Source organism: Sorangium aterium, from assembly GCF_028368935.1.
Taxonomy (GTDB): domain Bacteria; phylum Myxococcota_A; class Polyangia; order Polyangiales; family Polyangiaceae; genus Sorangium; species Sorangium atrum.
Window position 1 is genome coordinate 58,455 of the sequence record NZ_JAQNDK010000002.1, and the last position, 23,866, is coordinate 82,320.

The 23,866-nt window shown below is 69.7% G+C and carries 16 protein-coding genes; 9 read left to right on the plus strand and 7 right to left on the minus strand.

Annotated features, from left to right (window positions below; genetic code table 11):
* Positions 1–259: 259 nt before the first annotated feature.
* The 4 genes from POL72_RS15125 to POL72_RS15140 all read left to right on the plus strand — a co-directional run bounded on the left by POL72_RS15125 (position 260) and on the right by POL72_RS15140 (position 6,959).
* Positions 260–3,874 (plus strand): eCIS core domain-containing protein, encoded by a 3,615-nt coding sequence (locus POL72_RS15125; protein WP_272096015.1) that lies wholly within the window; start codon positions 260–262, stop codon positions 3,872–3,874.
* Between the two features lie 2 nt (positions 3,875–3,876).
* The gene (locus POL72_RS15130) at positions 3,877–4,362 is read left to right on the plus strand and encodes a hypothetical protein (RefSeq protein WP_272096016.1); all 486 of its coding nucleotides are present in this window, start codon (positions 3,877–3,879) and stop codon (positions 4,360–4,362) included.
* Positions 4,363–4,378: 16 nt separating this feature from the next.
* On the plus strand, positions 4,379–5,743 hold the full coding sequence (locus tag POL72_RS15135; RefSeq protein ID WP_272096017.1) for a prolipoprotein diacylglyceryl transferase family protein: 1,365 nt from the start codon (positions 4,379–4,381) through the stop codon (positions 5,741–5,743).
* A 370-nt stretch (positions 5,744–6,113) separates the two neighbouring features.
* The gene (locus tag POL72_RS15140; RefSeq protein ID WP_272096018.1) at positions 6,114–6,959 is read left to right on the plus strand and encodes a hypothetical protein; all 846 of its coding nucleotides are present in this window, start codon (positions 6,114–6,116) and stop codon (positions 6,957–6,959) included.
* Between the two features lie 36 nt (positions 6,960–6,995).
* On the opposite strand, the gene POL72_RS15145 is transcribed toward POL72_RS15140, so the two are convergent.
* A complete protein-coding gene (locus POL72_RS15145) occupies positions 6,996–9,335 on the minus strand; it encodes a LysM peptidoglycan-binding domain-containing protein (RefSeq protein ID WP_272096019.1) in 2,340 nt (779 codons plus the stop codon).
* A gap of 1,059 nt (positions 9,336–10,394) precedes the next feature.
* Here POL72_RS15145 and POL72_RS15150 point away from each other — a divergent pair.
* From POL72_RS15150 to POL72_RS15170, 5 genes are all read left to right on the plus strand, one after another.
* A complete protein-coding gene (locus tag POL72_RS15150) occupies positions 10,395–11,003 on the plus strand; it encodes a hypothetical protein (protein ID WP_272096020.1) in 609 nt (202 codons plus the stop codon).
* Positions 11,000–11,563, plus strand: coding sequence for a hypothetical protein (locus tag POL72_RS15155; RefSeq protein ID WP_272096021.1), 564 nt, complete (start codon positions 11,000–11,002; stop codon positions 11,561–11,563). Before POL72_RS15150 ends, POL72_RS15155 begins: the two co-directional genes overlap by 4 nt.
* Positions 11,564–12,043: 480 nt before the next feature.
* The gene (locus tag POL72_RS15160) at positions 12,044–15,823 is read left to right on the plus strand and encodes an FG-GAP-like repeat-containing protein (RefSeq protein WP_272096022.1); all 3,780 of its coding nucleotides are present in this window, start codon (positions 12,044–12,046) and stop codon (positions 15,821–15,823) included.
* Between the two features lie 233 nt (positions 15,824–16,056).
* A complete protein-coding gene (locus POL72_RS15165) occupies positions 16,057–16,410 on the plus strand; it encodes a DUF3817 domain-containing protein (RefSeq protein ID WP_272096024.1) in 354 nt (117 codons plus the stop codon).
* 11 nt (positions 16,411–16,421) lie between these two features.
* Entirely contained in the window at positions 16,422–16,988 is a 567-nt protein-coding gene (locus tag POL72_RS15170; protein WP_272096026.1) for a YaeQ family protein, read from the plus strand.
* A gap of 94 nt (positions 16,989–17,082) precedes the next feature.
* Here POL72_RS15170 and POL72_RS15175 read toward each other — a convergent pair whose 3' ends face one another.
* From POL72_RS15175 to POL72_RS15200, 6 genes are all read right to left on the minus strand, one after another.
* Positions 17,083–17,904: a phosphodiester glycosidase family protein gene (locus POL72_RS15175; protein WP_272096027.1), complete on the minus strand. Its 822-nt coding sequence runs from the start codon at positions 17,902–17,904 to the stop codon at positions 17,083–17,085.
* A 64-nt stretch (positions 17,905–17,968) separates the two neighbouring features.
* Complete coding sequence (locus POL72_RS15180) at positions 17,969–18,532, minus strand: deaminase (protein ID WP_272096029.1); 564 nt, start codon at positions 18,530–18,532, stop codon at positions 17,969–17,971.
* A gap of 75 nt (positions 18,533–18,607) precedes the next feature.
* On the minus strand, positions 18,608–20,374 hold the full coding sequence (locus POL72_RS15185) for a CotH kinase family protein (protein ID WP_272096030.1): 1,767 nt from the start codon (positions 20,372–20,374) through the stop codon (positions 18,608–18,610).
* Between the two features lie 245 nt (positions 20,375–20,619).
* A complete protein-coding gene (locus POL72_RS15190) occupies positions 20,620–21,249 on the minus strand; it encodes a hypothetical protein (RefSeq protein ID WP_272096031.1) in 630 nt (209 codons plus the stop codon).
* 200 nt (positions 21,250–21,449) lie between these two features.
* A complete protein-coding gene (locus POL72_RS15195; protein ID WP_272096032.1) occupies positions 21,450–22,679 on the minus strand; it encodes a lipase family protein in 1,230 nt (409 codons plus the stop codon).
* Between the two features lie 24 nt (positions 22,680–22,703).
* Positions 22,704–23,819, minus strand: coding sequence for a lipase family protein (locus POL72_RS15200; RefSeq protein ID WP_272096033.1), 1,116 nt, complete (start codon positions 23,817–23,819; stop codon positions 22,704–22,706).
* Between the last annotated feature and the right edge of the window lie 47 nt (positions 23,820–23,866).

Below are 23,866 nucleotides of genomic sequence, written 5' to 3' on the forward strand. Positions count from 1 at the left end.
CGCGCCGGGAGCCGGCCTTTGTCCTCGCGAGGGCCGACGCGGTGATCTATGCTGCATCCGCGTGCGCGAGACGATAACAGCGGCCAATGCGGCGCGCTCCGACGCGCGGGATACGCAGGTCAGGAGCGCGCGTGTAGGCGCCGAGACGCCCGAAGCGTCGCCACAGGCCCACGCCGTCGTCTCGCCGGTGCACATGCGCGGCTTTCGAAGTCGCCTGGAGTCCCGTGTCCGCGCCGCCGCCGATGCCGAGCTGCGCGACGTGGGGCGAACCGCGGAGGGGTGTCCATTCATCGAAGCGTGGCTCGCGTATTACGTGAACGCGTCCGACGAGCATCTCGAGCGCGCCATTCGCGTCTACGCGCGACCCCGCGAGCCCACGTTGGACGGGTATCTCTCCGCCGTCGATGAGCGAATCCGCCTCTCCGTGCGCAGGTGGCGCGCGAGCGGGGCGCTCGATACGCCGCCCGGCCCGGGGCCGGCCGTCCCGCGCGATCTCGCGACGCTCGGACCGGGGCGGCCGGTCGCGTCGGCGCTCCAGGGCGACGTGGAGCGCGATCTCGGCTTGCCGCTCGCCGATATCCGCGTGCACGAAGGTCCAGCGGCCGCCGCGGTCGCCGCCCGGCACGGCGCGCATGCGCTGTCCTTCGGGTCGGACATCGTGCTCGGGTCGCCGCGGGCGATCCCGCGCGACCTCCTCCTCCTGCATGAGCTCGCGCACGCCGCGCAGCAGCGGCCGTCGCCCCGGGGCGCTTCGGCGGGGGCCGCGGCGCTCGAGCGCGACGCGGATCGCACGGCGATGGGCCTCTTTGGCCGACGCGCGCTGAGCACGGGCGACGCGAGCCTTGCGGAGCTCCACGCGCACGCCGAGCTGCACGGCGTCGCGGCCGCCGCGCTGGACGACGCGCGCGCCAGCCCGCGCCCGCGCCTCGTGAGCCCGCTCGGATTGCACCGCTGCGGGGGCGACGCCGACGAGGAGGCGAGCCAGGCGACCGCCACCAGCGCTCCGCCCGCGCGCGCCCCCGATGCGGCGGCGAGCCAGGGGCCCGTCGGGTCGAGCCAGGGGACCGTCGCGACGGGGACAGCGCAGCCGGCGGTCTCGCTGCCGGGGTCCAGCGCGGCGCCCACGCCCCCCCAGGGGCTCACCGCGCTCCAGTCGGAGCTCGATCTCGTCGCGGAGCGCCTCGGTCGCCTCGCGAGCGAGCGCTCGTCCGACACCGCGCTCGCGACGGCGATCACCGGAGCGCGAACCGAGCTCGCGAGCACGCGCGCGCAGCTCGTCGGCGGCACGGCCGACGCCGAGCGCGTCCGCACCGCCCTCGAGATCCTCGAGCGCCTCGAGACCATCTTCCCCTTGCTCGACGAGCAGGAGCGCGCGCTCGCGGGCCGCTCGGAGCACCTCAGCGCCGTGTCCGCGGTGCGGGCCAGCTATATGCAGGCGCTCGGCCGCCTCTTCGCGGCCGACGCGCGCGCCACCTTCGACGCCGCGGAAGCCGCGGCGCAGCGCCTGCCGCGCGCGCTCGTGAACGTGGATCTCGACGCGATCGAGCGGCACGCGGCGCTCAACCGGGAACACCTGCTCCCGTCGCAGCGGCTCGGCGATTGGATGCAGGAGATGCGCACGCGCCTCGACGCGCTGGAGGCGCGCAGGACGGCGTCGACGTCCGCGTCCACCCTCGCGAGCGAAGCCGAGCTCGTGCAGCTCGGACTCGAGGGCATGGAGCAGTACGACCGCTATCTCCGCGCGTTCGAGTTCATGCTCCGGAACCGCCCGGGGGTGCTGGACACCCCGACCGTCAGCGCGATGAACCGCCTCCGTGATCGTATGGAGGCGATCCGGCTCGCGTTCTACGCCGGGAACGTCGCTGACCTGCGCGCCCGCGTGACGAGCGTCCGGGAGGACGAGCACATCGACACGTTCTACCGCGCGCTCCCGGGGATGATGGGCACGACGCGGCTGATCGCGCGGATCGGGGTCGCGTACATCGCGGCGCTCGCGACCGGCGGCGTCGGAGGCATCTTCGCCGGCGGAGCGCGGGCCGCGGCGACGGGGATCACGGTCCGTGGCGCGCTCAGCTTTGCCGGCACCGTCGCGCTGGAGACGCTCGTGTTCACGGGGGTGAACACGACGCTCAACACGTTCCTCTTCGGAGACCGACCCACGTTCGGCAGCGTGCTCCGCGATCTGGCGTGGAACGCAGGCTTGTTCACCGTTCTCCGCGCGACCGGCGCCGCGACGACGCGCGGCCTGCGCGCCGCGGAGCTCGAGGTGCTCTCCGGACCGCTTCACCTCGTCACGCCGTTCCCGATCCTCCAGGGGTACGGCATCCTCCGCTTCCGCGCGGAGCGCGGCCGGTGGCCGTCGCGCGCCGAGCTTGGCCAGATGACGGCGGAGAACGTGCTCACGATGGTGGCGCTCTCCGTCGGCCTGCGCGTCGTGCAGCGCTGGACGGCCTCTCGGCCCGACTCCGCGCTCCGCCGCTTCCGTGACGCGTACGGGCTCCGTTTCTCCGGGCTCGAGGCGGTGCGCGCGCGCCTGCAGTCCGAGATCGCGGCGCTCGAGCAGCGCGGGGCGCCGGACGCCGAGATCGAGGCGGCGCGCGGCCGCCTGGAGGCGCTCGAGCGCGAGTTCCAGGCGCTCATGCGCGAGGTGCAGGCCGATCGGCGCGTCAACCTCGACGACCTGCGGAACGAGCTCGACACGATCCGCGACATGGCCGACGCGACGGGCTCCGAGCTGCTCGCGAGCGCGCTCGGGATCCCGGAGGCGGTCGCGCTCGAGCGCGCGGGGGCGCGCAGCCACACGTACGCGTCGGGGACGACGGGGTTGCTCTACGATGCGCTGAGGGCCGCCGGCGCGATCGTCACGAGGACGCAAGATCCGGCGACGGGCTTGCGTACGGTGGAGGCACGCTTCGGGAGCGAGCGCCCCATCCTCTTCCGGGAGCGCCCGGCCGGCGAGATCCGCATCGACCCGACGGGCGCCGACGTCCAGCTGCTGTTCACCGAGCTCTCGGTCACTCGCGCGGAAGCGCAGCGGATGCTGCTCCGCATGATGACCGAGCACCTGGCGCGCGAACCGACGCGGGACTTCGCGTGGGCGCTCACGCAGGTGCGGCGCCAGGTGCGAGACCTCCTCGCGCGCCCCGGGGCGCGGGCGTCCGCCCAGGAGCTCCTCCTCGACCTGAGCAGGACGGGGCGCCTGCGCGCGGCCGCCGACCCCGCGCTCGTCACCGAATCGACGCAGCTCGAGACCGCCGGCATCCTCACTTCGCCCGAGTGGCTCGACGCCAGGAGCGCGCCGCAGTTCGAGGGGGTCGTGACCGAATGGCTGGCGCGCGTCCGCGTGACGGTGCCGCCAGGAGGCCGGATCTTGCGCCGGATCCGGTTCGTAGGGGACGCGTTCACCGACGCCGCGGGCACGACGCCGTTCGCCCGGAGGAACGGGCGTCCGCTCGTGAACACCGACATCACCGAGCTCGACTACGCCGCTGTCATTTCCAGTGGCACCTCGATCGAAGTGCACACCGTGGCCAACGTGAAGGCGGGCCGTACGCAGGCTGCCGACGCAGCGGCTCAGAATCGAAGCGCCCTCGCCGTCATTCGCGGCCCGACAGCGGCCGGGCTGCCGCAGGTCACCATCGACGGTCGACCTGCATTCGCTCGGATAACCCGCGTCACCGCGCTGGACGGCGCGACCGAGGTGGATCTCACGGGACAGCTGACCGAGGCGCCCGGCGGCGCGGCGGTGGAGCAGACGATCGGGCCCCAGGGGGGGAGGGGCTACACGGCCGCGGTGCCATTCGGACGAACCCAGATACGCGATCTGGCGCAGCTCCTCGTCGAGCGTCAGCTCATCACCTCGGGACGGTACTAGCCATGGCGATCGAGCTCTCTATTTTCCTCCTGCCGCCGGGCGGGGCGGCGCCGCCCCGCCTGCCGGAAGAAGACGGCATCCCCAGGGTGGTCGACGGGGGCGGCGCGCGCGTCCACGACGCGCTCGACCTCTCCGACGCGCTCGGCCGCTTGCACCCGGTCGCGCGCGCGCTCATCGAGCGGAACGACGCTGCGGAGCCCGAGGAGCGACGCTTCGCCGCGTCGGAGCTCTCGCCGCTCTGCGCCTTGGTCGACGACGTCGGCGCTCGCCTGCGCGTGTGCGTGGACGACGCCGATCGCCCCCTCCGCCCTGCCGCCGAGCCGCTCCTCGACGCCGGCGTCTGCGTCGAGAGCGCAGGTCGCCTGGTCCTCGTGCGGAGCGGCCACGGCCTGCTCCGCGTGATCGACGATCTGGATGACGTCCGCCGGGCGCTCTCCTGGGCCGAGTCGCACGGATGGGCCGTCGCGTGCGACTTCGACCTCCCGTGACGCTCATGCTGCTGCCGTGTCCTCCGTGCCCTTCCTGAACGCGAAACTCGATCGACTTCCGCGCGTCGTCTTCGGCCGCCATGCGCGCGAGGTGCCCGCGTTCCGGAGCCTGGGAATCGCCGGCTATTACCTCGCGCTCGTCGTCATGGTCGGCGTCTCGGTGCTTCGCGCCGGCTCGCTCCTCGTCGCGCTCGCGGTCTCGGCGGCGTGCGCGCTGTCGTTCTTCGGATGGGCGCTGATCCGTCGCGCGGTCACGGGACGCGAGACGCTCGTGCTCCTCGAGCACGTCTGGATCGCCGAAGCGTGCGCGGCGGCGACGCTCCACGCGATGGGTGCGCCCATCTTGCCTTACCTCGACGCGGTCAGCCTCGGCCTCACCTTCTTCCTCGCGTCGGGGCGGCTCGGCTGCCTGGTCGTCGGCTGTTGCCACGGCCGCCCGAGCTCCGTCGGCATCGTCTACGACGCATCGATCGCTGAAGGCGGCCTGCCCGAGCACCTCGTCGGTGTGCGTCTCTTCCCTGTGCAGCTCCTCGAGGCGACCGGCCTCGTCGCGATCGGGCTCGTCGGGCTCGTCGGGCTCCCCTTCGCCGCCGAAGGGCGGGTGTTCGCTTGGTTCCTCGCATCGTACGCCGTCTTCCGGTTCGGCCTCGAAGGGCTGCGCGGCGACGAGCGCCCGACGTTCCTCACATTCTCGGCGAGCCGCTGGATGGCGATTGCAGAGCTCGCGTTCGCCGTCGTGCTCGTCGATGGCGCCGCCGGCGCCCGCGATGCTCGCATGCTCGCCGCGGCCGCGTGCCTGGTCGCGCTGCTCGCCCTCGTGCTCGTGTACCGGATCGTCGCCGACCCGACGCGGGTGCTCCTCGCGCCGGCGCACGTCGCCGAGGTGCGCGACTTCGTGGCGTCGGCGGAGCGCTCGGATGCGCCGCGCCTTCATCGTACGTCGGCGGGGGTGTCGGTCGTCGTCTCGACGCCGCGCGACGCGCCGAGCGATCGGCTCGTGTCGCTCCATGTCCCGAGAGGGCAACGCGATCTCCAGGCGGTGTGCGCGCTCGCGGCGCGCGCCTTCCCGGGGCTCTCGCCCGACCATACGCGCTGGATCGAGGGCGGGCTGCTCGTGACGAGGGTGACGTCGCGGCTTCTGGCGGACGACAGGCCGCGTGAGCGGGCGCTCTATTTCCGCGTCGCCCGCGACGCGCAGCGCGCCCCTGAGGATGCCCTCGCCGAAGCCGCGCCGCGCGCTGAAGATGATCGCCCTCGGGCGACGCCGGAGCAGGGGCGTCAGGGGCCGTCGTCGCGCTCGGAGATCGATTTCCGGCGAGGGCGCTTCTCGAGCGCGTCGCCCGGTTTCGATGCCGAAGCTGGGGGTGACGCGCAGCGGTGATCGGGCGCGTCGTCTGGCCGGCCTCTCCTTGGCCGCCCGAGCGCGGGTCAACGAGCTCTGCGCGCTCTTGCTTGCCGCTCTGATGAGGTCTGTTCGGCAGCATGAGATAGTGCACGATGCCGAGCCGCTCGAGCCCCTCCCGCATCTCGGCGGCCTTCATGGCACCTCCACGATCGCTGTAGGCGTCGCGCGGCAGCCCCCGCTCCTGGATCCCGTGGCGGAAGCCGTGCACGAGGCTCTCGATGCCCTCGCGCTCGAGGTACCACTGCGCGTGGCAGAACACCCGCGAACAGCCGCCGAGCAGGCCGAAGAGATAGGGTGTCTTCAGCGCGCGCGTGCAGGCGCGCCGCGGATCGGATACCCTGAAGGAATGAAGTCCCTCGCGGCGTGTGCCCGCCCGGCCCTCGTGATGGCCCTGGCGCTGGTGGGGTGCGCGTCCGGCCACGGCAGCCAGCCTGCGCCGCCCGCGGCGTCCTCCGTCCAGGCCAGCATCCCCGCCCGGGTCGGCATCCCCGGGGACGCCCAGCCACCCGTCCAGCTCATCGTCCCCGATCTCGCCGAGTTCGAGCGCCCCAACGCGGTGCTCCTCCCGGGCCGCGTCTTTCCTCTGGGTTGGTCGCGCAGCGGCCTGTTCGCCTATGTCTACGAGCCACCCGACGAAGCCTGTGGATGTTACTTCTTCCACCTGATCGTCCAAGATCTGGCCACCCATCGGATCACGTGGGAGCACCGCTACGAATCCGGAGAGATCCGCGAGGGGGATCCCGATCAGCTCACGAGCTTGCAGGCTGTGTGGCGGGCCCGCGGCGGCATGCTCTCCGCCCGCCTGCACGAGCTCGGTATCGTCCGGAGCAACGAGCCCGCGCTGCGGCCGTTCTCGACCTCTGACGGCGGTGGGCCGCGCGTCCAGATCCACACCACCACGGTCGGCGATGACTCCCCTGTCGGGTTTGCTCACATCACGAGCTATCGAGTCGATATCACGACCCCACGAGGCACCACGACGATTCACCGCAGCGGGTCGCCGGAGACGCCGGCCGAGACGGGGACGCCGAGCATCGGCCCCTTGGAGGTGACCGCTCCCGGCTACCTTCGGAGCCCCCATGACACCCGTGTGGCGGTGTTGATCCAGGAGACGTGGCGCGGCTGGGAAGGCCGCCCATACGTCGCGAAGCTCCTGTTCGCGGGCGCCGACCTCAACGGCGCCACACACTGACAGCGCCTGCACCGGCGCTGTGAGCTTCGCGCCCGCTCACGTCACCCACGCGGAGAGCTTCTTGGCCAGCTCGGCCGGCTTGCTCGAGCCCGACGCCCCCAGGAACTTCACCAGGTCGACGAGCTGCGCGTGCCGAGCCCAGAACTTCTTGTAGAAGGCCGTCCGCAGCGCCTCCCGCGTGGTGGCGACGCCCCCCTTGCCGCCCGATTTCTCTGTCGCGAGCGCCGTGGTCTCGGCCGCGGTCGCGTCCACCGCCAGCGCCACCACCGTGGTCTCCTCGTCGGCCACGATCTTGGCGAGCGTGGCGTCCGCGGCCAGCTTGGCGTCCCCGCTCACCAGCTTCCTGAGGCTGATCACGAGGCCGGGGTAAGCGATGCGCGCGGCCAGGTACTCCTTGATGTTCTCGCCCTCGCCGATGGTCTTCCACGACACCGTCTCGTGCGGGAGCAGATCCTTCTCTGCCAGCCCGAAGTCTGCCATGAGCTTCGAGGCGAGCATGAACGACGAGCGCTTCTGGGCCGCGTTGATGTCGCCGTAGAGGTACCACTTCTTCACCTTGGTATCCGGGTCCCTGTTGTCGCGCGCCACCTGGTAGAGCTCCGCGTCCTTCATGGCGATCAGCCGCGCCTTCAGGTTCGGCGACAGCTCCATCGCCTTGATGGCGGCGCGGTTCGCGGTGATCGTGGCGGTGTCCTTGGAGCTCGACGGCAGATCGAGCGCTTCCTCGGCGCCGCTGTGCTCGATGCCGATGGCGTGAGAGTTACTGGACGTGTCGTATCCCGGCTTGGTCTTGCCGACGTGTGACACCTTCTTGTCGACCGGCACGGTCAGGGTGATCTTCCCGTTCTCGTCGATCAGGTAGTGCGCGCCGATGGTCTGCTTCGCCGCGATCCGGCTGCTGTAGCCGGCCAGCGTGCCGCTGCCCGAACTGCTGCCGGTCTGGTGCAGAATCACGCTGTTCACATCCTTCTTGGGCAATGAGCCCGACGCGAGCTTTCCGTAATCCTCCGTGCGATCGTCAACGGGCACGTCCTTGTAGTCGCCCATCGTCATCGAGGTCCAGGCGCGCATGATCCAGCCCTTGCCCGTTCCCGCCGCGACCGCCGGCTTGCCCGCCTTGAACACCGGCCCTTCGACCTCGATCCAGTCCGCCGAGCTCGCCTTGAGCGTCACGGTGGCACCCGTCTGGAAGAACAGCCTGACGCCACCCGAGACCTGATAGGTCGCCTTGTCCGACTTGCGCAGGAAGCTGTCCTCGCGCATCACCCCGCTCGCATAGTCCTTGCCGGGGTCGTGGCCGGAATCGGTCGAGGTGCTCGCCGGTGCCGGCGTCGCAGCAGGCTTGGTCGGGGCCGGCGTCGCGGGCGGACTGGCCGGCGTCACCGCCGGTGTCGCTGGCGGCTTGGCCGGCGTCACCGCCGGTGTCGCCGGCGGCTTGGCCGGCGCCGGCGTGCCGCCCGCCATGGGGATCGTGAGCGTCTGCCCGATCGCGACGTCGGTCCCGGTCATCCCATTGGCCTTCTGGATATCGGCCACCGATACCCCGTGCGCCTTGGCGATCGAGTAGAGCGTGTCTTTCGCCTTCACCGTGTAGCTCACCGAGCTGGGGCCGCCCGCGACCGGGATGGTCAGCACCTGCCCCGGGGCGATGGTGTTGCTGGTCAGCTTGTTGGCTGCCTTGATGTCGTCTACCGTGGCGCCGTAGATGCGCCCGATGCTGTAGAGCGTCTCGTCCGACGCCACCGTGTGCGAACACGGCTTGCCGTCGGGCACGACCAGCGTCTTCCCGACCGACAAGGTGTCCGTGGCCTTCAGGCCATTGGCATCGAGCAGCGCCTCCTCCGTGACACCGTACTTCGACGCGATCCCGTAGATCGTCTCCTTGGCTGCCACCGTGTGACACGAGCGCTGGATGAGCCTGTGGATTGAGCCAGGGCCACCGCCGCTCGGCAGGGCGCGCTGCTGGATCGTGTGCGTCAGCTCGTGCGCGAGCAGCCGGCGGCCCTCCACCGTGGAGGGCGCATATTCGCCGGAGCCGAACACGATGTCGCTCCCGATGGTGTACGCGCGCGCCCGCACCGCCCGTGCCCCGTCCGCGGCCTCGCTGTCCGTGTGCACTCGCACCCCGCCGAGATCGCGCCCGAAGCGCGGCTCGAACCAAGCGCGGAGCGACGCCGGCAGCGGCTGTCCGCCGCGCTCCGCCGCGCGCACCGCGGCCCCGGTGTCCAGACCGGCTCCGGCGCCCGCCGACGGCGCGCGCTTGGTCTGGATCGTCGTGCTCTCCTCGTCTTTGCACGCCGCGCACTTACGTTGGATCGAAACAGGTGCCGAGTCGCGGGGCCCCGGCTCCGCCGTCCGCATCACGTTGTCGGCCACCTCGTCCGCCTCGCGCTCGTACGGGTCTCCCGGGGAGCTGATGGTCGCCTTCCGCTGGATCGGCGGCGGCCTGACGGCGAAGCGGGCCCAATCGAACCGGGGAGCCGGTGCGACAGGTCCCGGTGCGACAGATTGAGACGCCTCGGCCTCCGCCTCTGTCTCCGAACCAGCGCGCGCGACGCGCGACCAGGGAGCGCTCGCGGGAGCGGGTAAGCGCGGCTCGAAGTCGCGCCGTCCCGCTTCGGTCAGCTCGGACGAAGTCGCCGCTCCGGCGTTGCTCGACGTGGCCAGCCGAAACCAGGGCGGGTTCATCGGCGGCGCATTGACCTGGCGCCGCGACGCAGGCTTCGCGGCAGGAGAAGGCGCCAAAGATGGACGCGGCTTCCGGTCGAACGAGAACATGGAGGAGCTCTCCTCGTCGTGGTTGTTCGGACCCTACCAGCTCTTGACGGGCATGCCCACGGCGATGTTCCTGTCGAGAGCGCTGTCCGCCGCCGGTGCAGCGGTCCGCCCGAGCGCTGCACGACAAGCCCGAGTCATGCGCGAATGTGTGGTCGCGCAAGGATCCGGTCGAAGACCAGGACGAACGAGTAACGCGGGGAGAAGGAACTCCAAGCGTATCGGAAACATCAAGCCCCAATTGCGGGACCTGCCCCCGTGTTGACCGAACATTCCTTCTATGCGATTCGACACCCCCTGAAAAAGTAACGCCATATCAACAGTCTGGCCATGCATCGAAGGGACCACGCTCACGCCGCAGCTCTCGGGGTCGAGCTGGTGGAACTCCAGATCCATCGGGCACCGGAACGCCGCTGCTCCGGCGCGCAGGCCGACCATCGCACACCCCGGCTCGGGTCTTTTTCAGCGTGGTGTAAGAAATATTACATGGTCGAATGAGCTCGTTGGATCTCTCGGTTTTTGTATGCGGATCAGTGGATCTGTATTTTCACGTTATGTCAACTGCCGTTCGTTGGTGGGAAATTCTTGACGGCGCGAGAGCGGCCCGTTGTCGCGCCTCTCCAAAGGCGAGTAATCTCTTTCCGAGATAGCGAACACGACATGAGCACGTATGAACTTCTCCAATGGTTGGGGCTCGGGGCGGGCGCCCTCGTCCTGGTCGCGATCGTGGCGAGCGCGATCAAGCTCTCGCGCGCGACGGACGCGGTCTGGCCGAACTGTGCGACGAGGTACGGGCTGACCTTCGATCAACAGAACGAGGGCAACGCGCTCACGTCACAGCGCCGCGCCAAGTCGCTCACCGGCGCCGTGCAGAACGTGCCGCTCCGCGTCATCTCCACCTGGAGCATGGTGGGCAACACCAGAACCACCTCCACGGCCTTCTATGCGCGCTCGTTGTATCCGGCGCCGCATCGCTTCTCGCTCCAGATCACGCGCGGCGCGGGTGGCCCGCAGTACCACCTGGTGCCGACGGGCGACCCGAACTTCGATCGCATGATTTCGCTCAGGAGCGACTCGCCCGCCCTCTCTCGTGCGCTCATGAACTCGGCGGTGAAGGCAGCGCTGCTCAAGCTGCCCATGAATCAGATCGGGCTCTCATATGACAACGGCGAGCTCTGTCTCTCCTACGGCGGTCAGCCGCTGAAGCCCGCCGAGCTCGAAGCCCCCATTGACGCCCTGGTCGCCCTGGGTCACTCGAGGTTCGCATGATGGCCTCGCCCTCCGACCCGCGGCAGGCGTACCTCCGAGACCTCGGAGCGGCCCACGGCTTCACGCTCGAAGAGCTCGAGATGAACCGGCAAGGGCGCCTTCATCCGGCGCAGGCCAAGCGCGGCAAGAGCTCGGGCATCGGCTGCGGGGTGTTCTTGCTCCTGCTCGGGTTACTCGTCGCCGCCGGGGGCGTCGGAGGTGCGCTCTACCTCCACGACGATTACTCGAAGCCGATCTCCGACACCGACATGAACGGGCTCTACGCGCTCGGCGGGGGCGGCGTCGTGCTGGGCGGGTTGCTCGGTATCGGCGCGCTGTTGACGTTCTGGAAGGTCAGCGCGAGGCGCAAGGCGTACGCCCAGAGCCCCGCGCTGGTCGCCCAGGGGCCGCTCCAAAAGGTGCACGTCGACGGCCGCGGCGGCATGCCGAGCCAATGGCGCTACACGATCGGCGGAGTCGCCTTCGTCGTCTCGCAGAAAGCGTGGGAGCTCACGACGCACGGCGCCCACTATCGCGTTTATCACCTGGCGGGCGATCTTCTGAGCATCGAGCCGCTGTGAGAGCTCTCAACACATCCGTGATGTAGCGGAAGCTGACGCAGCGGACGAGCTCCTCCGGGGTCATGTCCACGAGGAGCTTCCAGAGCGGTTTGCCCGCGATCTTCGCCCACAGATCCCATGCGGCGTTGACGACAGCGGCCGTCGCCAGGTGGAGGGGGCCGGAGCGGCGGGCCGGCTCCTGTCCCGTGACACTGTCACGTGACACTGTCGCGTGACAGCGGGCCGTCGCACCGTGACATCGCGCCACCTCACGCCCGCCCTCGCGAGAGAAGCCGGCCGAAACACATGGCCGCGCGTGCGGAACCGGCGGGCATGAGCATTGCCATGCCTGCCTGGCGCCCGGTGCACGCCCGTCACGCGGGCCGGCGTCCAAAAGGACAGCGACAGGCACGTCATGCAGCACGCCCGCTGAATGCCCTCCATCGCGGACCTGCCGACTTCCATCTTGGTTCAATCTTCGGGCATCAGCGAGAGAATGATATGAAACGTGGACGATGGGTCGCCGTCGCAGCATTGATATGCAGCTGCGATGGCACGAGCGTCGCTCCGGGCGGCGCGCCGAGCGCCGGCGCGGCGCGACCGTCGAACGAGAGCATCCTCGGGTTCGAGGACGCGAGCGCGTGGACGCTCGATGGCGGCGCCGCGCAGGCGAGCGACCAGCGCGCGCACGGCGAGAAGAGCCTCGAGGTGCCCGGCAGCGGGTACCACGAGCTGGTGAGCGCGCCGCTCAGCACCCTCGCGGCGGTCCACTCCACCTTCTCCATCAGCCTGTCGCTCCCGGAGGCGCCGCCCGGCGCGGAGCCGCTGGGGCACGTCCACCTGTTCGTGGAGCTGCCCTCCCAGGGGATCGAGCGCCGGTTCATCCAAGAGGTCGCGCTCCCCCGGGGAGCGGCAGGTCGGTTCACACGCGTCGATTTCGAGCTGCCTGCCGAGCTGGTGGCGGCGCTCCAGACAGAGTACGACGACCTGCGGCTCAAGATCGCGCTCGATCTCCCGCAGGGCGCCGACGGCCCTTGCCGGCTCGACGCCATCCGCCTCGGCGCGACGGACGAGGCCCCGAGGCTCCGCGTCGCCGAGGACTACGCGAGGTCCTCGGCGAAGGGGGACATCGTGGCTCAGGGGACATTCACCCTCCGAGGCCGCGTCGAGGACAACACGCTGGCGCGATCGGTCAGCGTCAGCGTCGGCGATGCGCCAGCGCAGGCGTCGGCGCTCACGCCGGCAGGAGAGTTCTCCATCGACCTGCCGCTCCGGAACGACCCGGGTGAGTTCCTGACGCCCAACCGGGTCCACGTCGTCGCGACCGACATCGACGGCAACGAGAGCGCTTCTGACATCGTGGTCGTGTCCCTGGCGTCCATGGTGCCGGGCGAGCTCATCGTGAAGTTCAGCTCCGGCACGTCGGCGGAGGAGCGCGGGAGCGTCCTCTCCGGTGTGCAGGGCGCGCTCGCGCGGCAGATCACGCCGGACATGGGCGTGGTCACCGTGCCGAAGGGGACGGAGAAAGAGGCGCTCTCGGCGCTCCTCGCGGGCGGCGAGCCGGTGCGGCTCGTCCTGCCCAACCTGATCGCCGTGCCGACCTACGCGCCGAACGATCCATACTATCATACCCAAAACTGGTACATCGAGGCGATGAACGTGGACGCCGCCTGGGATATCCAGCGAGGATCCCACGATGTCGTCGTCGCGGTGGTCGACAGCGGCGTGATTTACTATCAGGCGGCGTACTACGGCACGGACAATTGCAGCGGCCCGGGCCCTCATCCGCTGGTCGACAACATCTACCTCAACGCGGACGAGTGCTGCGCCGCGCCCCCGTGCAGCAGCGACTGCATGCCGCTCACGACGGGCGGGACCTGCCCGCGGTCGGACCTGAACGGCGACGGCTGCCCCGGCGCCTGCGGAGTGGACGACGACGGCGACGGCGCGGCGGATCTGCTCGATCCCGACGTAGCGCGCATCTACACGAACCACCTGGACGACGACGGCGACGGCTCGATCGCCGACGAGATCGGCCCCGGCGGCGTCGCCTGCAACGCCCTGCCCCCGGGCGCGCTGCTGGGCGCGCCCGAAGGACAGGACTGCGACGGGGCCGCGCGAGACGATGACGAGAACGGCTATCCAGACGACTGCCGCGGCTTCCAGTTCGCGCGCCCGGGACACGACCTCGGCGGCAGCCCGCTCAGGCCGAACGACCCGTCGCCCGTGGACACCGGAAACACGCACGGAGACATCGTGGCGGGGGCCCTCGGCGAGATCGGAGACGACTGCACCGGTTACACCGGCGTGATGCAGCGGGTCAAGATCATGCCCCTGGGCAACGGGCGCCTGGTGACGCGCATCGTGAACGGCACACCGACGACCGTCGCCGCCCCGACGTACGATGCCATCCTCGAGGCGTACCAGTACGCCGCGCGCAACGGCGCGCACATCGTCAACAGCTCGTTCGGCGGCAGCTTCAACAGCTGGACGGGCATCTCGTACACTCCCGAGGACGCCCTTCGAGAAATGACGGAGGCCGTCTGGGACCTCGGCGTGTCTCACCTCTTGTTCGTGACCGGCGCGGGAAACGGGGGGACCAACCTCGACACGGTCGATTCGTTTGGAAATCCGCTCCTCGCCAACTTTCCCGCTCATCTCGGGCTGCCCAACAAGATCGTGGTCGCGGCGAGCGACCAGTCCGGCAATCGCTCCGTCTGGCCGGGCGGCCAGTCGTCCGACTATGGCGCGAAGACGGTCTCGGTCGCGGCGCCTGGCACGAACACCTTCCTCGGCGCCAACGGCACGTCCCTCGCCGCCCCGATGGTCAGCGGCGTTGCCGGGCTGCTCCTGTCCCAGCACAGCGAGCTGCGCGGCGACCCCGTGCGCGTGGTGAAGATGATCGAGCAGACCGCCGCGCCGCTGCCCGCGTTCGCCGGCCTCACCCGCACCGGCGGCATCGTCGACGCGCACGCCGCGCTCACCGCCCCGCTGCCTCCGCAGCCGCTGTTCACCGACGGCACGGTGGGGCGCGTCCCGCTGGGCACGACGACCGCGACCAGCGACATCGACCTGATCGACATTGACAACGACGGTGATCTCGACGTGTTCATCGCGCCCTACTCGGCCGCTCTCATGCAGCCGCGCCTGCTCAGGAACGACGGCGGCCACCTCGTGGACGTCACGGCGCTGCAATTCCCCAGCGTGCTGGTCAAGCACACCGACGTGGATTCCGGCGATGTGGACGGTGACGGCGACATGGACCTCATCGCGGCAGCTTACTCCGCCACGGGCACGACGGCGTCGAAGCAGGCCGCCCTGTACCTCAACTCCGGCGGCACTTTCACGGTGGCCACGACCGGGCGCCTGCCATCGACAACGATGTCGGATCGCGCGGTCGAGCTCTGCGACGTGGACGCCGACGGCGATCTCGACGCGTTCTTCGGGAACGTCGCGCCGGGCAACTCGACGCTGCTCATCAACGGGGGCAACGGCGTGTTCACCGACCAGAGCAGCTTCTGGCTCGGCGCCGCGACGCAGGGCATCACGGTGGAGAAGGCGCTGTGCGTGGAGATCGCGGACGTCAACGCTTCCGCGTGCGCTGGCCGCCCTGCTGCCCTGTGTGGGATCTGCTCCGATCCCAAGCGATCGGTCGCCGGGCTCGTGGCGAGCGGCGCGGTGACGCCGGCCCAGCAGGCGGATTGCCTCGCGATCCGTCTCGCCATCTACCCCGAGCTCATCCTGGCCGGCACCACGACCATGTTCTTGCGCAACACCCAGGGAGGCCCGTTCGTCAACGCCAACGGTCGTCTGAGCGCTAGTTCGCCGGTGACGACGTTCGGGTCGGTCGACGTCGAGGCTGCGGACCTCAACTCCGATGGGGACCTGGATCTGGTCTTCGCCCCCGCAGGCGGAAGTCAGACTGTCCTGCTCTACAACAACGGGACCGGGTACTTCGTCAACGTGACGGCGAGCCGGATCAGCATGCACGCCTACGACGCCGACGCTCGCGAGGTCGAGCTCGGCGACTTCGACATGGACGGCGACGTGGACATCGTCATGCTGCGGGGCGACATCCCCTCGATGTCATCGCGCAAGCACTCGCTGTACAGGAACTCCGGCGGCTACTTCGCCCAGATCGACGCCCCCTGGCTCACCCAGACCCTCCTCTTGACGGCGGACGGGGACGTCGGCGACATGGATGGCGACGGGGACCTGGATCTCATGCTGGGGAATTACAGCCAGGCGAATCAGCTCCTCCTCAACACGACGGTGCCCTGAGCGAGAGGCTGTCAGCGAGAAGGCATCATCGGAACGTGGCGTCCCCAAGGTCGATCCTGCTGGTTCCCGCGCCTGCCGATCGAGGTCGCGCAGCCGGGCGCGTCGGAGGCGCTTTGCCGTCGCCCGGCGAGGGGTGAAACACGTTCCAGATGGCCTCTCCTTCGCTCGCGTGGTATCCGGCTGGAGCGCGGGTCGTGCGCGATGCGAACAGCGGCGCGCTTCGGAGGTCATCGATGTTGAACACAGCGGTCGGAAGGTTCCGTCTCGTCGCCTTGGGCGAGGGAGCGTCGTTTCTCCTCCTCCTCGGGGTCGCGATGCCGCTCAAGTACTTCGCAGGCCTTCCGGCAGCGGTCCGCGTCGTCGGTATGGTGCACGGACTCTTGTTCGTGCTCTACGTGTTCGGCGTGATCGAGGCGGTGGCCGCCGGGCGCTGGTCGGTGGGGCAGGGGCTCCGTGCGCTCCTCGCGTCGCTGATCCCCTTCGGCCCGTTCGTGCTCGACGCCCACCTGCGGCGGGAGCAACAAGAAGAGGCAGCGGCGCTGCCCGAAGCCGCGTCGGGCGACAGCGGCGCGGCGCATCGAGGCTAGCAGGAGCATCGATGGCACTCCCCTCGACGCGAATGGACTTCCGCATCGACCTCTCCCACGTCGATCGCGGCCGCGAGGCGAGCGAGCGGGTGATCGTGGCCCGCCACCCGTCGGAGAGCGCCGAGCACGTCATGCTGCGGGTGCTCGCGTATTGCCTCTTTCACGAAGAGGGCCTCGCCTTCGGCCCGGGGCTCGCCGACGCCGAGGGGGCAGACCTCTGGACGCGCGATCCCGCGGGCCGCATCCTCACCTGGATCGAGTGCGGCGCGGCGCCGTTCGAGAAGCTCAAGAGAGTCGTCCAGCACAACGCGGGCGTGGCCGTTCACGCGCTCTTCTCGGACGCGCGCCGGCGCGAGGAGCTCGTGTCCGGCGCGCGTGAGGCCGCCTCGCGCGCAAGCAAGGTCACGGGCGCGATCTCGCTCTCCACCGTCGACCACCGCCTCGTCGCCGCGCTCGCGGAGAACACGGGGTTGCGGCGTCAATGGGCGGTCACGATCGTGGGCGATCACCTCTATATCGAGGCCGACGGCACGACGCTCGACGGCGAGGTCGTCCGCTCGCGGCTCGAAGAGCCGTGATTGCGTCGAGAGAAGAGGCCAGGTTCTAACCTCCGGCCGTCGCGCTGCAGAGGACGCAAGCGGTCCACTCCGGCCTCAGAACCGCATTCCTCTGTCAGGGATCCAGCCGCACCGCGATGGCGTGCCGGATCGGCCCCCGCGGCGCCATCTCGCGCGCGCCGCCGTCCTCGCGCCACGCCACGCCGGTCGAGGGTCCGCCGTCCAGGTTGAGGGCCTGCTCGCATCCGCGCGCCACCAGCATGTCGGCGAGCAGCCCCAGCGTAGGCCCGCTCTGCGCCCGGTCCCCGCGCGCGACGATGGCCTCCATGCGCCGCCCCCTGTCGAGCACGCACAGCGCCGTCCGCTCCGCCCGCGGGCCGCCGTCGCTGCGCACGTTCCGGCTGCCGGAGACCACCAGCCGGGGCAGCCCCTGCACCGCGAGGTGAGCGCCGGGCGAAAGGACGAACCCGGCGGCGTCGTGCAGGGCGGCGCGGCCGCCGGAGACCACCAGCACGCCGCCCCCGAGCGAGGGCGCGAGCGGCGCGAGCTCCCGGCCATCGACCACGACGAGCCCCTCGGGTCTCCTCTGTCGATCGAAAAAGCCACCGTTGATGACGAACGACGCGCGGGTGCGTTCGAGCACCCCCGCGACGTCGCGCGACATCTCGACGTCGACGACCTCGAAATGGGCGTTCGCGAGGCGGAACGCGATGACATGGACGCGGTAGTCCTCGCCCTCGACGGTCATCACCTCGGGCTGGACGGGGGCGCCGGCCGCCGGGCCCTCCGTGGGGGAAAGCGTCGCGGGAGCGGGTGGCGGGGGCTCCGGAGGAGCGGGCGCGCTCGGCGCGGGGCGCCACGACGCGAGCGCAGCGGCGCCGAGGAGCGCGAGCGCCGCCATCGACAGAAGCGCCTTCGGGGAAGCGCGGAGCGTCACGAGCCTGCTCTACTCGATCCGCGAGCGCGCCCAGTACTTCGGCGAAGCCATCTCTGTGCGGTCCTTAACGCTTTGCGAGCAGCGCCTCGATCCGGGACTGATCGACGCCGTAGATCTCCGCGAGCCGCGGGACGCGGTCCGATGCCGGAAAGGTCAGCGCGCGCCGCAGCGGCTCGTGAGGATGGTGATCGAGCACCCAACCCCCGAGCTGCCTGCGGATTTCCGCTTCGCATACGCCCTCGACGACCTCGACGCCCCCTTCGCGCAGGATGCGAACGCCTTCGCCGTCGACGCGCGGGTTCGGGTCGTTCATCCCGATCACGACGCGGGCCACGCCGCGCTCGATGATCGATCGCGAGCACGCCGGCGTGCGGCCGTGGAACGAGCAGGGCTCGAGGGTCGAAACCAGCGTCGCTCCGACCACGCTGAACCCGCGCGCGTGCGCCGCGCGTGCCGCGGCGATCTCCGCGTGATCTTCACCCGGCCCCAGGGTATGCCCGCTGCCGAGGAGCTCCCCGGCGGCGCTCACGATCGCGCAGCCGACCCAAGGGTTGTCGCCCGTTCCTCCGCGCGCCCGCTCGGCCTCCTCGATCGCGAGGCGCATCCATTTCTCGTTGTCGTTGCTCATCGAACGCAGGCATGACCCTACCTCATGCCGGCCGTGTACGCGATGAAAGCTCGGCCGTGCTCATGAAACGCACGTTCACCACGTCATGAGCTCGTCGCGAATCCAGCTCGCCCGCCTGCGGAGAAAGTCCTTGAGCAGGCTGATCTCGGCGTCGTAGGACCCATCGAGAGGCGGGGAATCCGGCCAGCGCGCGAAGTTTCTCTCCACGGCCGGAGCTCCCGCCTTGCGCACCAGGCCGTCCACCATGGCGTCGAGCTCGTCGGGCGCGAGCTCGCCCTCGAGCAGCGCCAAGAATCGCGCCTTGTACCGCGCCTTGAACGCCGGATCGCGGAACAGCGGCCCCCACCAGCCCTCCGTGAAGTAGTCGGTCCCGTCGGAGCCCTCGAGCTTCCACTCTTCCGGCTCGAACGCGCGTTCGTCGTAGGGCGTTCCGAGGCTCCGGTCGAAGTCCCACACGGGGCCGGCCGAGAGCAGGCCCTGTCGATCTTTGAAGAAGTACGTGCTGATCCGCAGGGCATCGACGTTCTTCGTCAGGGCGCCGATGATGTTGTGGTCGATGAAGGCGTCTTGATCGATGAAGCTCGAATAGTGTTTGCCGCTGCTGGGCTGCTTGAAGTCATCCGCGTTGACGGCCTCGCCGAAGTCGTCGATGTAACGGCGAATGTAGTCGAGCTGCGGCTTTCGCGCGCGCTCCAGGATCTCCTCCGGATCGGGGTACACGAACTGGAGGTCCAGGCCGCCGGCCTTGAATTGATCGTCGCCCTTGTCGACGCGCAAGATGAAGCCGCCGGTCACGTCCGGCTCCGTGAGGTCGCCGGCCGAGAGCTTGGCCACCGGGATGCGATCCTTACCGCGCTTGATCTTCTCGATCGCCGTGTAGAACCCGAGGAAGCTCTCCTTCCCCACGTCGGCCCCCGAGTCGACGAGAAACACCTCGACGAAGCTCGTACGCGGCGCGTACCGGCCGATGCGGTTGCTCATCTCGAAGGCGAGCGCGTTGCGGATCAGCGAGCGGTCGAGGCTCACCGGATCGCTCAGCACCCAGTCGGAGTCCGCCGGCATCCCCAGGAGCGCCCGGTCGAGATCCGTGTCCAGAGCGTCGTCGCGAAATTCGACGGAGTATTGCTTCTTCGGAAACTCGCGAGACGTCGCGCCGCGGACGTGGATGCCGATGCGGCTATCGAAGCTCGCGCGGCCCAGGAGCTTGGTTTGCCCAGCTTTGGGCTCGAGCAGCATGAACGTGGCCGGGACGAACTCGGTTCCGAGCGGGTCGAGCTCCTTCGACTCGAAGGTGTGGATCACGACGATCGGCAGCTCCGAGCTGAACTCCGCGCTATCGGCGTCGACCTTGAAATACGCCTCCGTCGCGATCGGCCCGAGGAGGTCGGCCCCGTCGCTGCCCTCGCCCCCGTTGCCCCCGTTGCCCCCGTTGCCCCCGTTGCCCCCGTTGCCCCCGTTGCCCCCGTTGCCCCCGTTGCCCCCCTCCCCGGAAGACGCGTCGTGAGGGACGACGGCGAGGGCGCGCACCCGCGTGGACGCGGTGAGCACGAGCGGCTCGGCGTAGACAGGCGAGCTCGCGGTGGGCAGCGAGCCGTCGGTCGTGAAATGCACCACAGCGCGCTTGTCCTCGACCGTGAGCTCCACGGGTTCGGACGCCTGGAAGGTGCCTCCCTTCGGCGTGAACACGACGGCCAACGACTTCGGCGCAGGCGTAGGCGTAGCCGTTGCCGTAGGCGCAGGCACTTTCGCGTCATCGCGCGCCTCGCTGGAGCAGCCCCCGAGCGAGGCCAACACGAACACCCCCGCGATGCGCAGCGCCACGAGCTTCGATAGGTCGAACATTCCCGCACAGTTTACTCGGGTCGCTCGTGAATTCGAACGAGCGCGTGACGGGTCTCGCGTCCTCTTCGAATCGAGCCGAAATCCAGGCCAGTCCTGCGCGTGTCGGAGGGTTCGCGATGAGTAGGCATGCTCGCGACATCGACGCCAATCGACGCCAACCGACGCCCGACCCCGCGCCACCCCTCGGCGTCCCGCGTCGGAGGGGGCTGAGCGGCGGGGCACGGAGGAGCCCCGGAGGTCCCGTCCTACGCGGGCTCGAACGCCTTGCTCGACGCGTACCCGCGCGCGGCGGACCGGATCTTCGCGATCTGCGCCGCGTCGAAGGAGACGGGCGCTCCGGTGCGCGCGTAGCTCATGACGTTGTCGTCGACGCCGCTGTGCCCGAGCCCGAAGAAGTGCCCGAGCTCGTGCGCGAGCACGGTGGGCCGCGCGTTCGCCGCGAGGATGACGAAGCGCCGCTCCGGCGTCGGCCGGTGCCGCCAGTGCACGCCCATCCGGAAGCGCCGCGGATCGTCGACGTCCCGCAGCGACGCGACCACCATCACGTTGATCCGGCGCGCCTCGATCGCCGAGGCGAGCGCGTCCCGGTCCTCGCGCGTCTCGATCCGCGAGAACCGCGGGGCGAGCGCGCGCGAGCCGACCTTGCGCAGGGCCACACCGGCGGGCTCGAACAGCCGGACCGCCTCGGCGATCTGCGCGTCGATCCAGGCGTCGTCGCGCACGGGCTTCCCCGCCTCCTCCTCCGTCACCGCGATCGAGAGGGGAAACGCCGGGAGGGGCGCGGGGACGCGCCCCGCCGCGCGGGCCAGGCGCGGGGCGAGCGCGCCGGCGGAGAACAGGCCGGCTGCGGCGATCACGGCGCGACGGGAGATCATGGATAAGGCCCTATACCATCACCGGCTGACGATCGCGAAAGCGGGGTGAACCGCCGCCGGGGAGAAAACATCATAGAAACATGGCGCCCGCAAGGTCAATCCTGCGAGCACAGATCCGTTGATCCGCCTGTAAAACCAACAGATCCGACGGGCTCACTCGGCTATGCGACGGTGTCTACGCCATGCTGGCACCGCGCTGCTCAAGGGCGGAACTCGGAGCCAGGGACGACCTGGAGGGATGTGCGGAGGTAGTTGAGCGGGGAGTGATCCCCCAGCGAGTACGGCAGGGGCAGCCACGAGAAGAGGGGGAATTGGTCCTTGAGCCAGGCGATGGCCCCCAGCGCCAGCGCCGCTGTCCCTGCGAGGGCTTGCTCGCTGCCCGTAAGCAGCCCGTTCGCGCTCGCCTGCGCGCGCTGCAGAGCCCAGCCGGTGTCGAGAGGCGGCGCGGTGTAGAGCTGCCCGGAGTGCGCGAACCTCCCCATCGTGATCGGCGGGAACTGGGGTACGACGTCGCGCCGGTAGACGTGCCGGAAGAGCTTCTCTCCGAACCGATCGTCGCACGTCTGGGCGAACACCGCATCGCCAACCATGGGCTGGCCGAAGGTGTAGATACCGCGGACCTTCCTCTGGAGGGGAGCGAGGAGGGGATCCCGGTGGATCTCCGCGGCGGCCAGGACCGCGAGTGCGCCGCCCAGGCTGTGCCCGCCGATGTACAGCGCCTTCAGCTTCTCCTCGGACGCCTCCGGGATCTCGCCCATCGGCGACGCTGGCCGCGCCTCGGGTGCGCGCGTCACGGAGCCCGATGGCGCCAGGCAGGGGACCGTAGTCCCTGACCCCGTCTCGGGCTGCGCCAGGGCGACGCCGTGGCCGACCCTGTTGAGCTCCGCCAGGAGGCCAATAGGATACCCGAGCAGCGCTCCCCGCAGCAGGATCCTCACAAGGGGCCAGAGGGCCAGGAACGCGCGGAAGAAGCCGCCGTGCACCTCCCCGGTGGAGAAGTACGAGTCGGTCTTCGCGCTCGCATCGAGGAGAAGGTGGATGATATTGTTCGGGTCCGTCCCCCCGAAGCACACGAACACCAGCTCGGCATCGCGGCTTTGACTGATGTGGACGGTGGTGTCCAGCAGGAGCGCGTTGTTCCTGAGACGCATGGAGATGGTCTCGTTGTTGGTGAAGCCGCGGAGGCGCAGCATCCGGGCCATGACGTCCGCGTCCGAGTAGGCCCAGGTGGACGCGGCCGAGAGCACGGCCGCGGCCTTCTGATCGTACTTCCCCGGCAGCACGTCCACCAGGTAGCGGACGAGCCTCTCGTCGTGGGGGAGCTCCGCCTTGAGAACGTCCTCGAGATCCCTCTGCGCCCTCGGGCCCAGCCGCTTGAAGTGCTCCGTGAAGAACGTGTAGTCGCGTGCCTTGGCGCTCTCGTAATCCATGTGGCCTCTCTCGGCGGCAACCGTTCAGGGGAGGAACTCGGAGCCAGGGGCGGAGCGCATCGAGGTGCGCAGGTACTGGAGCGGCAAGTGATCCTCCATCGAATAAGGCACTGGCAGATTTGAGAGCCAGCCCAGCATCCCGATCAGCGTGGCGATCCCCCCGAACATCGTCTGGCGTGGCGTCGCGCCCTTGCCCGCCAGCTTCCAGCCCGTGGCCGACGCGCGATACTCGTATCCGAAATGGGCGAACCGTCCATTCATCCGCCCTGGCAGGCGGGGGATCACGTCGTTCCTCTGGACGTGCCGGAACAGGCGGTCCCCGAAGATCTTGGAGAAATTGGCGGCGAACACCTCGTCGCCGACCATCGGCTGCCCGAACGTGTAGACGCCGCCGAGCTTCTCCTTGAGCGCGACGAGGGCAGACTCCGTATGGATCGCCGCGGCGGCCAGGACCGCGAGCGCTGCGCCGAAGCTATGCCCGGTGATGTAGAGCGTCTCCAGCGCCCCACCGCCCTCCGGCCGAGAGCCGTACGGCGCGGTGCCCGCGGCGCCATCCTCGTCGAAGCGCGTATGGCAGCGATGCCCGGCGGCGTCGATCCGTATCATGTCGCAGATGGAGTGTCCCTGCATGGCGCCCTCGAGGAGGATCTTGAGAGAAGGCCAGAGCGCCAGGAACGCGCGGAAGAAGCCGCCGTGCACCAATCCCGCGGAGAAGAAGGGGTCCCACCGCATGTCCGCCGACGCCAGCACCTGCACGAGGTTGGTCAATCGCGTCCCGCTGAAGCAGAGGATTACGACCTTCCCGGTCCCGCTCTGGACGACGTGCGCGGTGGTATCCAACAAGACACCTTCGTTGTTCCAGTGGATGGCCACGGTCCTGTTGTTGGGGAGACCGCGGACGCGCAGCATCCTGGCCATGGAGTCGGCGTCCGAGTACGCCCACGCGGCCGCCGAGGCGAGGAGCGCCGCGATCTTGGGATCGTACCTCCCGGGGATTGTCTCGAGCAGACCGCCGGCGAGGGCGTCGTCGCTCGGGATATTGCGTCGGAAGATCTCCTTGAGGTCCTCTTCGAGACTCGCCCCTGCGAGGTGTTCCACGAAGGCCTGGTAGTCAGGTGCTTGCGCGCTCTGGAAGTCCATATCGTATCTCGACGGCTGGTTCGCTCGACGTCACCTTTGAACCCGGG

Excerpts from the sequence above, each read along its gene's own strand:
- POL72_RS15195 (WP_272096032.1), bottom strand. The coding sequence starts at position 22,679 with ATGGATTACGAGAGCGCCAAGGCACGCGACTACACGTTCTTCACGGAG.
- POL72_RS15165 (WP_272096024.1), top strand. The coding sequence starts at position 16,057 with ATGTTGAACACAGCGGTCGGAAGGTTCCGTCTCGTCGCCTTGGGCGAG.
- POL72_RS15130 (WP_272096016.1), top strand. The coding sequence starts at position 3,877 with ATGGCGATCGAGCTCTCTATTTTCCTCCTGCCGCCGGGCGGGGCGGCG.
- POL72_RS15160 (WP_272096022.1), top strand. The coding sequence starts at position 12,044 with ATGAAACGTGGACGATGGGTCGCCGTCGCAGCATTGATATGCAGCTGC.
- POL72_RS15185 (WP_272096030.1), bottom strand. The coding sequence starts at position 20,374 with ATGTTCGACCTATCGAAGCTCGTGGCGCTGCGCATCGCGGGGGTGTTC.
- POL72_RS15140 (WP_272096018.1), top strand. The coding sequence starts at position 6,114 with ATGAAGTCCCTCGCGGCGTGTGCCCGCCCGGCCCTCGTGATGGCCCTG.
- POL72_RS15190 (WP_272096031.1), bottom strand. The coding sequence starts at position 21,249 with ATGATCTCCCGTCGCGCCGTGATCGCCGCAGCCGGCCTGTTCTCCGCC.
- POL72_RS15170 (WP_272096026.1), top strand. The coding sequence starts at position 16,422 with ATGGCACTCCCCTCGACGCGAATGGACTTCCGCATCGACCTCTCCCAC.
- POL72_RS15150 (WP_272096020.1), top strand. The coding sequence starts at position 10,395 with ATGAGCACGTATGAACTTCTCCAATGGTTGGGGCTCGGGGCGGGCGCC.
- POL72_RS15155 (WP_272096021.1), top strand. The coding sequence starts at position 11,000 with ATGATGGCCTCGCCCTCCGACCCGCGGCAGGCGTACCTCCGAGACCTC.
- POL72_RS15200 (WP_272096033.1), bottom strand. The coding sequence starts at position 23,819 with ATGGACTTCCAGAGCGCGCAAGCACCTGACTACCAGGCCTTCGTGGAA.
- POL72_RS15180 (WP_272096029.1), bottom strand. The coding sequence starts at position 18,532 with ATGAGCAACGACAACGAGAAATGGATGCGCCTCGCGATCGAGGAGGCC.